At 35.4% G+C, this 11,663-nt stretch carries 9 protein-coding genes and 1 pseudogene; 4 read left to right on the top strand and 6 right to left on the bottom strand.

What is annotated here, in order from left to right; translation table 11 throughout:
- Positions 1-655: pseudogene (locus RMR19_RS08215) on the bottom strand (GH36-type glycosyl hydrolase domain-containing protein); the annotation flags it as partial.
- Positions 656-995: 340 nt separating this feature from the next.
- Here RMR19_RS08215 and RMR19_RS08210 point away from each other — a divergent pair.
- Positions 996-2,318: a prealbumin-like fold domain-containing protein gene (locus tag RMR19_RS08210; protein WP_310603008.1), complete on the top strand. Its 1,323-nt coding sequence runs from the start codon at positions 996-998 to the stop codon at positions 2,316-2,318.
- A 136-nt stretch (positions 2,319-2,454) separates the two neighbouring features.
- On the opposite strand, the gene gltA is transcribed toward RMR19_RS08210, so the two are convergent.
- The 3 genes from gltA to RMR19_RS08195 form a co-directional block, all read right to left on the bottom strand.
- The gene (gltA, locus tag RMR19_RS08205; RefSeq protein ID WP_310603007.1) at positions 2,455-3,840 is read right to left on the bottom strand and encodes an NADPH-dependent glutamate synthase; all 1,386 of its coding nucleotides are present in this window, start codon (positions 3,838-3,840) and stop codon (positions 2,455-2,457) included.
- Complete coding sequence (locus RMR19_RS08200) at positions 3,840-4,730, bottom strand: sulfide/dihydroorotate dehydrogenase-like FAD/NAD-binding protein (protein WP_310603006.1); 891 nt, start codon at positions 4,728-4,730, stop codon at positions 3,840-3,842. The genes gltA and RMR19_RS08200 overlap by 1 nt, the downstream gene beginning before the upstream one ends.
- A 292-nt stretch (positions 4,731-5,022) precedes the next feature.
- Positions 5,023-6,195 carry an iron-containing alcohol dehydrogenase gene (locus tag RMR19_RS08195; protein ID WP_310603005.1) on the bottom strand — a complete coding sequence of 391 codons (1,173 nt, stop codon included), beginning with the start codon at positions 6,193-6,195 and terminating at the stop codon, positions 5,023-5,025.
- Between the two features lie 430 nt (positions 6,196-6,625).
- On the opposite strand from RMR19_RS08195, the gene RMR19_RS08190 reads away from it, so the two are divergent.
- The 3 genes from RMR19_RS08190 (at position 6,626) to RMR19_RS08180 (ending at position 10,296) form a co-directional block, all read left to right on the top strand.
- Positions 6,626-7,318: a response regulator transcription factor gene (locus RMR19_RS08190; RefSeq protein WP_310603004.1), complete on the top strand. Its 693-nt coding sequence runs from the start codon at positions 6,626-6,628 to the stop codon at positions 7,316-7,318.
- A 54-nt stretch (positions 7,319-7,372) separates the two neighbouring features.
- The gene (locus RMR19_RS08185; RefSeq protein WP_310603003.1) at positions 7,373-9,658 is read left to right on the top strand and encodes a sensor histidine kinase; all 2,286 of its coding nucleotides are present in this window, start codon (positions 7,373-7,375) and stop codon (positions 9,656-9,658) included.
- A 374-nt stretch (positions 9,659-10,032) separates the two neighbouring features.
- Complete coding sequence (locus RMR19_RS08180; RefSeq protein WP_331654677.1) at positions 10,033-10,296, top strand: DUF2442 domain-containing protein; 264 nt, start codon at positions 10,033-10,035, stop codon at positions 10,294-10,296.
- 103 nt (positions 10,297-10,399) lie between these two features.
- On the opposite strand, the gene RMR19_RS08175 is transcribed toward RMR19_RS08180, so the two are convergent.
- Both RMR19_RS08175 and RMR19_RS08170 read right to left on the bottom strand, forming a co-directional pair.
- Positions 10,400-10,897 carry a CYTH domain-containing protein gene (locus tag RMR19_RS08175; RefSeq protein ID WP_310603001.1) on the bottom strand — a complete coding sequence of 166 codons (498 nt, stop codon included), beginning with the start codon at positions 10,895-10,897 and terminating at the stop codon, positions 10,400-10,402.
- Positions 10,849-11,391 carry a GtrA family protein gene (locus tag RMR19_RS08170; RefSeq protein WP_310603000.1) on the bottom strand — a complete coding sequence of 181 codons (543 nt, stop codon included), beginning with the start codon at positions 11,389-11,391 and terminating at the stop codon, positions 10,849-10,851. Before RMR19_RS08170 ends, RMR19_RS08175 begins: the two co-directional genes overlap by 49 nt.
- Positions 11,392-11,663 lie beyond the last annotated feature (272 nt).

Genomic DNA, 11,663 nt, shown 5'->3' with positions numbered 1-11,663 from the left:
CTTCTGCTGTACATCCAGCTACATAGTAAATCATTTCATTTTTTTGATGACCTCTTTCATCAAATGAAAATGTTGGTTTTACGTATACTCCATATTCTTTTGTTTCAATTCGATGTAGCAATGATGTTACGTGACGGTGATCTCGAATATTGTCTGCTGACCTTCCGTATACTGGTATTGCTGCTGTTGCTGTAAATTCAAGTTCTTCATCTGTAATGTTGCGTATACTCACTTTCATGATCTCAACATTGTCTTCAATCGGTACGAAGGAAAGAATTTTAGAACCTATTCCGTATTCTTCCGAAAGTCTATACATTGTGTGATGTAGCATTCCAGCTTCAAGTGTTGTTTTCTCTTTCTTATCTGTCAACTGATTGTCTAACTGTTTCATTGACATTCCTGTAGCTGACCATAGGCCCTTCCCAGTAATATCACACCAGAAGTTTCTACTTGCCTTATTATTATGTAAATCCTCACTACTAACTGGTTGTAACACGAAGCTGTTTTGATCCATCTTACAATCTCCACCGAGTAATGGTGATATTGAGCTCTTTAATCCTGTTTCATTGGCAATAGGAAAATACAGATAATTTGTGTTTTCTGGATTTACTACCTTGAATGTTCCCTTATTGTCTGTAAATTGATATGATAACATATATTTTAGCCTCCAATCCTTTAAGGTTTGTTTTTTCGATGTTAGTACTTACTTTTACAAGTAGCATTTGTAAAACTATTTTCGTTAAAATAAACGATTATTTTTCAAGTTATATAGTTAATTATAAGATTTTTAAGTTAGGATTAAAGGTGTGTAATTTTTATAAGGTCTGTTTTTTTTAGTTTTTTCTGACCAGGTGTTCTATCTTACATTTTCATCTGTCACAAAACAGCTTTTTTATGCATATTATATTCTGTAACAACCTTTTGTGACACAAGACACTATAAACCTACACTACTTCCTAGCGGTGTAATATGCCCACACACAAGGAGTAAAATATATGAATTCTAAAACAAACCAAACTTCTAATTCGACTATAAACATTTCCTCATGCGAGTCGAGTCACTGCTGTAAGCACTGTTGCAATTGTTGCTGTAACTGTTGTTGTGATTGCTGTTGTGATTGCTGTTATCCTCCTGAACCAGTCGATGTAACCGTCACGTTTCTTAGCACCACCATATTCGGTGATCCGTTAGAGGGCACAGAATTCAGTCTTGCACAAAATAGTAATTTTCTATTTTCTGCTACTTCTGGTGACGATGGCTATGTTAACTTTTATCATGTTCCTGATGGAGAATACTCCATGATAGAGACTGCAGTTCCTGAAAGCTTTATCCTTAGCGACACAATCTATACTGTTATCGTTGCCAATGGAACATTTTCTATCACAGAACTTACAGAACCTTACACCATTGCTACTGCATTCCGCATGGTCTGCCCAAATCCAGTACCCGCAGTATATTACCAAAATGCCAAGATAGTTGATGTCGAAGCTGCTTTCCGTGACATTCCTACTACCGGTTACTCCTTTACACTCAAAGGAAATTCTGGAACGGATTCTATTTCTCATATTCAGGGTATTGGTGTTTATCATGGACATTATCTCGTTTCTCATAATCACGAAGGAAATAAACACGGAAGACTGATTACAATGGACAATAATACCTTTGTAAGAAGAGACATGCAGAATTATAATAACTATAACCATGCGGGCGGATTTCAAATCCTTGGTGATTATGTGTTAATCCCACTTGAAGGCGATTCCTCCTCTGTCATTCAGCTTTATGATATAAAAAATATGAGTGCAGCATGTGGACGTTCACCAGAGTTTGTTAAGAATATTCTTACCCGTAGTGACGCCAAAGCTGGCGCAGTCAGCATCACCCACTATGTCAACAATGGTATTGGATATTATATTATGGCTGTTTACGACAATGGAAAGATTGATTTTTATCGTTCGCAATCTGACAACATTACTACTGCAAGTTTCTCGCATCTAAGAGAATCCACTCTTATGCACGGAAATTATTCCTCAATTAATCTTGTCACAAGCGAAGACAATCATTTGTATATGATCGGATTCCGTATGGAGTCTTTGAATCGAGATTATATGGATCTTTGGGATTTAGGTGATGGAGATGATAATATATACACAGAAAAAATTTCCGAAAAGCATATGGACAGTTATGGTGTTGGTCATTTTCGTTGGGGCGCATGCCTTGAACTTTATTCCACAACGGAACTTCGTGTTTTTGCCACAGAACGAAACTTTACGATGCGGTCTAATTTTAGATATTATGTTGATGTAACTCAATTCGGCTGATGTTAGAGCATAAAATGCGCTGCAATTTGCGCATCTCTTACTAGCTAAATATCAGTTTATAGACAAAAACATGGCGGAGTATACTACTTCATATACTCCGCCATGTTCTTTGTCTTATATTATTTAATTATGATTCTTATTTATTTGATAAATACTCATCAATTCCCTTAGCAGCAGCTTTACCAGCTCCCATTGCAAGGATAACTGTTGCAGCACCAGTAACAGCATCTCCACCAGCGTAAACGCCTTCTTTTGATGTTTGTCCTTTTTCTTCGTCTGCTACGATACATTTGTACTTGTTAATGTCTAATCCTTCTGTTGTTGAAGAGATAAGAGGATTTGGACTAGTACCAAGTGACATGATAACTGTATCAAGATCAAGTGTAAATTCAGAACCTGCAACTTCTTGTGGTCTTCTTCTTCCTGATTCATCTGGCTCGCCAAGTTCCATCTTAACGCAAGTCATACCTTTAACCCAACCCTTTTCATCTACTAAGATTTCTTTTGGATTCGTAAGTAAGTCAAAGATAATTCCTGCTTCTTTTGCATGGTGTACTTCTTCTACTCTGGCTGGAAGTTCAGATTCACTTCTTCTGTATACGATGTGTACTTCTGCTCCAAGTCTTAATGCAGTTCTTGCAGCATCCATTGCTACGTTACCACCACCAACAACAGCAACTTTCTTACCAGCAACGATTGGTGTATCATAAGATTCATCAAATGCTTTCATAAGGTTACTACGAGTTAAGTATTCGTTTGCTGAGAATACACCGTTTGCATTCTCTCCCGGAATACCCATGAATTTTGGAAGACCAGCTCCAGAACCAACAAATACTGCACCAAATCCTTCTTCATTTAATAATTCATCAATTGTTGTTGATTTACCAATTACAACATTTGTTTCAATCTTAACGCCTAATGCTTTAACATTTTCGATTTCAGATTGTACTACTGTTCCTTTTGGTAAACGGAATTCTGGAATACCATATGATAATACTCCACCTGCTTCATGAAGTGCTTCAAAGATTGTTACATCATAACCAAGTTTTGCAAGATCTCCTGCGCAAGTAAGACCTGCAGGGCCTGAACCGATTACAGCAACTTTCTTTCCGTTCATTGAATCAGCTGCTTTTGGTTTAATTTCGTTTTCTCTTGCCCAGTCAGCTACAAAACGCTCTAATTTACCAATTGATACTGCATCACCTTTGATACCACGAATACATTTTGCTTCACATTGTGATTCCTGTGGACATACACGTCCACATACTGCTGGAAGTGCAGAATACTTACTGATTACTTGGTAAGCATCTTCCATATTACCAGCTTCTACTTCTTTGATGAATCCTGGAATATCGATAGATACTGGACATCCTGTAACACATTTTGCATTCTTACATTTTAAACATATAGTTGCTTCTGTCTGTGCTTCTTCTACGTTATAGCCAAGACATACTTCTTCAAAATTCGTAGCACGAACTTTAGGTTCTTGCTCTCTAACTGGAATTCTTGTTAACATATCCATTAGTGATTACCTCCGCATCCGCAACCACCATTTTTATGAGTTGCTCCTTCTCTTTGTCTTAATGTTGCTCTTCCTTCTTCTGTCTTATACATCTGTTGTCTCATCATAGATTCATCAAAGTCAACAAGATGTCCATCGAATTCAGGTCCATCTACACAAGCAAACTTAACTTCTCCGCCAACAGTTAAACGACAAGCACCACACATACCTGTACCATCTACCATGATTGGATTCATACTTACGATTGTAGGAATTCCAAGTTCTTTTGTTAAAATTGTAACGAATTTCATCATGATGATTGGTCCGATTGCGATTACTAAATCGTATTTTTTGCCTTCGTTGTTAACCAAATCTTTAATTTTATCATTAACATTACCTTTGAAGCCATATGAACCATCATCTGTTGCAACGTATACATTCTTTGCAACTTTCTTCATTTCTTCTTCAAGAATAATTAAGTCTTTATTACGAGCACCAATGATACAATCTACATCATATCCTTGTTCATGCATCCATTTTACTTGTGGATAAACTGGAGCTGTACCAACACCACCAGCTACGAATAAGATACTCTTCTCTTTCAATTCTTCTGGATTTTCATCGATTAATTCTGATTTACATCCTAATGGGCCAGAGAAATCTCTGAATGTTTCACCAACTTCATATTCTGCCATTCTTTCTGTAGAAGCTCCAACAACTTGAAATACAATTGTTACTGTACCAGCTTCTCTATCATAATCACATACTGTTAATGGGATACGTTCTCCCTTTTCATCCATCTTAACGATTACAAATTGTCCTGGATAGCATGATTTTGCTACACGTGGAGCTTCAATATCCATAAGATAGATATTGTTCGCTAACACTTCTTTTTTACGTATTGTAAACATATCTTTCCTCCATACATCTTATAATTTATGATTGGCAACTACAATTAGTTACGCAATGATTCATAATTTTATTAAGTAAATACATTCGCCAGATTAACAAACCTCTTCAATCTGCTCTAATTATTAATTATAATTTATAATCATGCAAAAATCTAGTACTTATACTCACTTTTTCAACTTTATTTGCATTTTTATTACCTGTTCTCTCCGTGATGAACAGTAGCCATTTTTAGTTACAATTTAAAACAGAGTTCTAAACCCAAACGATTTAGAACTCCGTAATTATTATGATTTAGAAATCAACTTCTGTACCATAGTAGATGCATGTGAATAATTTTTCCATCTCAGCTGGTGTAATTGGTCTTGGATTTGATCCAGTACAAGCATCACCTACTGCATTCACAGCGATATCTGCAACTTTTTGTTTGAATTCATCTTCGTTAATACCGAATTCTTTTAATGTCTTAGGAATGTCTAATTTAGCATTGTATTCATCAATCTTATCACATAATGCTTTTACACATTCTTCATCTGTACCATTAATTCCAATTGCTTTCGCAATATCTGCATATCTGCTTGCTGCTACTTTTGCATTGTATTTGATTACATATGGAAGGTAGATTGCATTCGCACATCCATGAGGGATATGTCCTGTTGAGAATGCCGCTCCTGTTTTATGAGCCATAGAGTGAACAATACCAAGTAATGCATTAGAGAATGCTTGTCCTGCAAGACATTGTGCATAGTGCATCTGCTCTCTTGCATTCATGTCTCCACCAAATGAAGCTGGAAGATAATCAACAACCATTTGAATTGCTTTAATAGCAAGTGGGTCTGTAAATGGTGAATTCAATGTTGATACATATGCTTCAATTGCATGTGTGATTGCGTCCATACCTGTATGTGCTACTAATTTAGCTGGCATTGTTTCTGCTAAATCCGGATCAACAATAGCAACGTCTGGTGTTATATTAAAATCTGCTAAAGGATATTTGATTCCTTTTGCATAATCTGTAATTACAGAGAACGCTGTAACTTCTGTAGCTGTTCCTGATGTTGAAGGGATTGCTAAGAATTTTGCTTTTTGTCTTAATTCTGGGAATGAGAAAGGTGTAATTAAATCTTCAAATGTTGTATCTGGATATTCATAGAATGCCCACATAGCTTTTGCAGCATCAATTGGTGATCCACCGCCCATAGCGATAATCCAATCTGGCTCAAATTCTCTCATCTCGGCAGCACCTTTCATAACTGTTTCAACGGAAGGATCTGGTTCTACATTTTCGAATAATCTTGTTTCGATACCAGCTTCTTTCAAATATGCTTCTACTTTATCTACGAAGCCAAAACGTCTCATCGAACCGCCACCAAGCACGATTATGGCTTTTTTACCTTTTAAATTTTTTAAGTGTTCAATTGAACCTTTTCCATAGTACATATCTCTTGGTAATGTAAATCTCATCATAATGCATATCCTCCTTAAAATTCTGTAATACTTTTGATGTTGTGTTCGTTTATATTATAACACACTTATTTTCAAAATCAATACGAGTTGTGCAATTATTATCATCTTTTTTTGTTTTTCATTCCATTATTCATCAGTTTTACTTATTTCTAACAAGCATTTGTTGCAAAATTAACATAATTGTTCCAGTTTTAACATTTTTGCTTGTCATTTTTTTAACCATTTACACCAATTTCGTTTTTATTCTGTCTTTTGCAACAAGATACTTGTTACTTATTTTTTAACTTGTCTGCAAAAATAGCTTACAAAAGATTTAGTTTATGGTATAACATAGTAAGGAGATATACTATCTTTCACTGAGAATTTTCTATTAAAAAAAAGACATTCTATTTAGTACTATATACTTAACCATATAACCAGGAGGACTACTATGTACACAATTTTAATTTGTGATGATGATCCTGCAATTGTTGACGCAGTTGCAATATATTTAACGCAAGAAAACTATCAAGTTCGAAAAGCATATAATGGAAAAGAAGCACTTGATATTATCCATAACGAAACAATTCATTTACTTTTACTTGATATTATGATGCCAATCCTTGATGGAATCCATACCGTGATTGCATTACGAGAAGAGGACAATACCATGCCAATTATCTTCCTTTCTGCCAAATCAGAAGACACGGATAAGATTGTTGGTCTTAATCTAGGTGCTGATGATTATATCTCAAAGCCTTTTAATCCTCTTGAATTAATTGCTCGTGTTAAATCAGCATTACGCCGCTATACCAAGTTCGGGAGTATTCCAGAAAGCACAAATCTCTATCAAACTGGCGACTTAATTATTGATGATGAGAAGAAAGAGGTATGGGTTGATAATGAATTAATTAAGCTGACTCCAATCGAGTATAATCTGCTTAAATTACTTGTTAAAAACAAAGGAAAAGTATTCTCTATCTCCGAAATCTACGAGCAGATTTGGAATGAACCTTCGTTTGGTGTTGATAACATTGTTGCTGTTCATATCCGACATATCCGAGAAAAGATAGAGATTAATCCAAAAGAGCCAAAGTATCTTAAAGTTGCGTGGGGTATTGGCTATAAAGTAGAAGATTTATAAGCCCTCTGTCTTTCACAAACAATACTTGTACTATTTAATACCTTGGAGGTTTCCATGAAAAGAATAAAATATTCCCTTACGGTCAAATGGGTTATCCAACTGGGATTAGCGGTATTCGGATTTCTTCTTTTACTATGCTTCTATCACATATTTCATTATCCTGATTATTATGGAAGCAATGATGAGAAGTTTACTGAAACCTATTATTTTGAGAAAACATTTGCAAAATATAATGAAAGAGTTGCCGCTTATGTCATGTATCGTGAGAATAAGTATACTACAACGTTTCCTACTGAAGAAGAATTTCCTACCACTCACATTAATGAAACATTCTTTATGAATGAACTCGTAAGTGACCAAGATAAATTCGAATACTATAATCAAATTCTGAATGTAAATGATAGTAATTTCATCTATTATGTAAAAAACTTAACAACAGGTGCTGAATATTACTCTCCAAACTTTGTTTCTGAAACATATATCAGCCCTTATGCACCTACTACAACTGTTACAAGTACTGTTAAAACAAACACCAGTGAATCTCTTGAATCCTCGGAAGAATCCGTAGCATTTGAGAATTCTCTTGATATGCCTTCGCTTCTCCAAGAAAACACCTCGGATTTTATGAAGAACATATCCAAATGTGATGCTTATCTTGTACTCAACACGAATAGTACCATATACAATACGAATGTTATCAAATGGGGACTCCTAGATTCCCGTACATTAGAGTGGATGTCTACTTGTGTCAAGACACAGCTTTCCCTTCCCTCTTCATCAAATGACTCCACTGACTCAGAGACCTCCGTTGATAATACCGCAGACGTAGCAGTTCGTACAGAAAAAGAAGATGATTATGTATTCTATACCGCTACCATCAATGACTTTCCTTATAGTGGCGATGATTTCTCACCCGCGTATCATAGTTTTCAAACCATGCACCAATCCTATAAAGCAGCAATCCTCTATCTGCCAATTATCTTTATTGTCTTCTTGGCATTTCTTATCTTAGGGGTACAGTTTGCTGGCTATGGAAAACGTTCAAAGTCCTTGTATCTACTTGCTTATGATAAAATAAATACAGAAACAGCTGCTGTTCTTTCGCTTGTAACCTTTTTGTTTTTACTTAATTCTCTATTCGAACTTATTAACTCTAAGTTTTCTGATGAAAATGAGTATTTTTTACGCCTGTTTGGTATCTACATCGCTATGTATCCCATCTTTATCTACAACTTCTTTAGTATTGTTCGAAGAGTAAAATGTAATACACTGCGTTCAAACATGTTGCTTATTCGCATCGGAAATTGTATCCATATATGGTTACAGGAATTTTTTGCTTATAAAGAGCTGACGTATCAAGCAACTGCAATATGGGTAATTCTCTTTACCCTTACCTTAATAATCGCCTTATCTTTTAAACTTCCTGCTTTTACTTTCCTTGCGATTATTTTGCTTTGCATCCTGTTTCTTATATTCGGAAAATATTTTCTTCATGCAATTGTTTCGCTTAGTTTTCTTATTAAAGAAACAAAAAAAATCAGTGATGGTGACTTTACACACAAGATTAATGAGGAAGAAATCCTTCCTGGTATTCGTGTTTTAAGCAGATATATCAACGACATTAGTAATGGTCTATCGGATGCTATGGACGAGAAGTTGAAAAGTGAGCGTTTAAAAACAGAATTGATTACCAATGTATCGCACGATATCAAGACCCCTCTTACTTCCATTATCAACTATGTTGATTTGTTGAAAAAAGAACCTCTTGATAACGAAACGGCACTTCAATATATTGAAGTATTAGACGCGAAAGCCCAGCGTCTTAAAACTTTAATCGAAGACTTGGTGGAAGCTTCGAAAGCTTCTAGTGGTGCTATCACTCTTCATATGCAAAAGATTAATTTAGTGGAACTCATGAAACAGACAATTGGTGAATTCGAAGACCGTTTGGCCCAGAATGATTTAGAAATTGATTTAACTGATGTAGAAGAACCGCTATACATCTATGCCGATGGCCGAAGCACGTTCCGCATCCTTGAGAATACGTTATCGAATGTCAACAAATACGCGTTGCACGGTACAAGAGTTTATATTGACTTAGAAGCAACCGAGGAACATGTTAGTGTCTCTGTTAAGAATATCTCCGCTACTAAGCTTAACATTAGCGCTGATGAACTTATGGAACGTTTCGTTCGTGGGGATTTGTCCCGTAACACCGAAGGGACTGGTCTTGGTTTGTCTATCGCTCAAAGTTTAGCCAGCTTGCAAAATGCTACGTTTGATATTGTGCTGGATGGGGATTTGTTTAAGGCGATTGTTACGTTTCCTAGGATTTATTAAATGCGATACATTTTCGATGCAAAACTTTTATATGTTCTATAGCTTCTTCGGTGGTGTTCTATAATACGAAACACGCTACACACCTAAGTACTTCTAAGTGTGTATAGATAGTCTATTGAAAGCTTACGGAAACGCCTTCGATTCGGCATCCTGCCTCAGCTCAGGCTGGCTCGGCGTCCATGCCTCGCCTTCCTAGGTTTTGAATATACACACCAAGAAGTACTATAGGTGTTTCACTACCGTTTCTTAATTATAGAACACCACCGAAGAAGCAAGGTAGGTAATGAAGTTTTGCATAGCTACTTTACTGATACAAAAGTACAAGATAATTGATAATAGAAAGTGGGGATTTTATGCAAGATTATTTTCCAATTGTGGTGCAAGTAATACCATTAGATAATTATCATGTACAAGTATTTTTTGATGATGGTAAAATAATTGAATATGATGCAAATAATGATTTACAGTTTGATGCATTAAAGCCTTTACGAGACATTCAATTCTTTAAAGAATCTTGTACTATATTAAACAATACTTTAGCATGGGATATGCAAGGTGACAGAGATGTAACACAATGTATTGATATTGACCCTTTTACATTATATGAATTAGCTTCTATTAATCATTTAATTGCATAAGTTAAATAGTACAAATAATAAGAATCTTATATTTAATGCATAAAAAATAGTGATATACGATAGATAGACTTTTATCGTATATCACTATTTTATTCCAATTCACCTACGCAAACATCTCTTCCTGATAGTTCTCCAACGTAGCTAAATAGTTATTCTTAAAACGTACATCTCCACTTACATCTTCACCAAACCATTTTGGTGGAATGAATTCGTTCATTAACTGCTCATCTGGGAATTCCACTTCTACAAAATACAACCCATCTAATTGTTCATGGAAAATATCAAGCTCAGCTTTCAATTCATTCCCTAACGGAATAATATACCTAGTCTTTGCAATGATATGGTCATCTACTTTTGTTTTCAGATGCTCGTAACCCGTTTGATTCAGTGGTACTTCTACTTCGTTCGATATACAGGCATTCTGATTTTGTTTTTCCTCTATCCCGAACTTAGACTTATACGTCAGAATATAGTCATCATTGCTACGTCGAATCCGTACAATGGGATTCGTACAGAGATAGCCTTGTTCTATGATCTTCTTCTCATATAAATCTAATTGCTCTGGTAATTGCTTGACTCTATATTTCTTTTCAATTTCCATGACATACCTCTTTTCTTACTATCATTAAAAACCAGCCATTTACTAAAGAAATAATTAATGATTACAACAACTACATTCATGATTGCTTTAATCAACATACTATTCACACATAGTATATCTACAAACACAAACATTGCTGCTTCTTCTACTAAGAAAGAGAGAAATCTTGCAGTAAAAAACTTACTCATCTGTAGGAGTTCTCCAACGAGTCCCTTTTTCGTTGGTTTAAATACATATTTCGCATTTGCATAATACGCAAACAACATCGCTACAATCCATGCAAATGCATTTGATACCAGATTACTTATTCCTGAAATATTATAGAACCAGTAATACGCTGTAAGATTTACACCTGTTGTAAGTGTTCCTACAATAATATAGGCAATCGTCTCTTTCTGGCTTAGTATTTCCCCAAATCTTCGCATTTTATTATACAGAAGTTGACGCCTATTCTTTACCTCAATTTTTACATTCATTTCTTGACTATATCTCATAAACCTTCCCCTATTTTGTCGACAGTACACCTTTGTAGGCCCCCGTCGCCCTAACCTCTATCAACGATTTACGATTTTCTCTTCCCCATTTTATCATAGACTTATAAATTTTCCAAGTAGGAATTCTTAACATTTTCTTAGCGTTATCTTATTATTTTTGGCGATATGTACTTAAGAAATCTGCTAACTTGTCTGTTGCGCTCTTTAATTCAACTACATTTGGCAAATATACAATTCTAAAATGATCTGGGTCTTTCCAGTTAAATCCCGTT

The sequence above is a fragment of the Anaerosporobacter sp. genome (genome assembly GCF_031551385.1).
GTDB lineage: Bacteria > Bacillota > Clostridia > Lachnospirales > Lachnospiraceae > Anaerosporobacter.
Note: the sequence above shows the minus strand (reverse complement) of the source record. Positions and strands in the feature narration are given on the sequence as shown.

Bases quoted from the DNA above. Each gene is read 5' to 3' on its own strand.
- RMR19_RS08210 (WP_310603008.1), top strand. From the start codon at position 996: ATGAATTCTAAAACAAACCAAACTTCTAATTCGACTATAAACATTTCC.
- gltA (WP_310603007.1), bottom strand. From the start codon at position 3,840: ATGGATATGTTAACAAGAATTCCAGTTAGAGAGCAAGAACCTAAAGTT.
- RMR19_RS08200 (WP_310603006.1), bottom strand. From the start codon at position 4,730: ATGTTTACAATACGTAAAAAAGAAGTGTTAGCGAACAATATCTATCTT.
- RMR19_RS08195 (WP_310603005.1), bottom strand. From the start codon at position 6,195: ATGATGAGATTTACATTACCAAGAGATATGTACTATGGAAAAGGTTCA.
- RMR19_RS08190 (WP_310603004.1), top strand. From the start codon at position 6,626: ATGTACACAATTTTAATTTGTGATGATGATCCTGCAATTGTTGACGCA.
- RMR19_RS08185 (WP_310603003.1), top strand. From the start codon at position 7,373: ATGAAAAGAATAAAATATTCCCTTACGGTCAAATGGGTTATCCAACTG.
- RMR19_RS08175 (WP_310603001.1), bottom strand. From the start codon at position 10,897: ATGGAAATTGAAAAGAAATATAGAGTCAAGCAATTACCAGAGCAATTA.
- RMR19_RS08170 (WP_310603000.1), bottom strand. From the start codon at position 11,391: ATGAGATATAGTCAAGAAATGAATGTAAAAATTGAGGTAAAGAATAGG.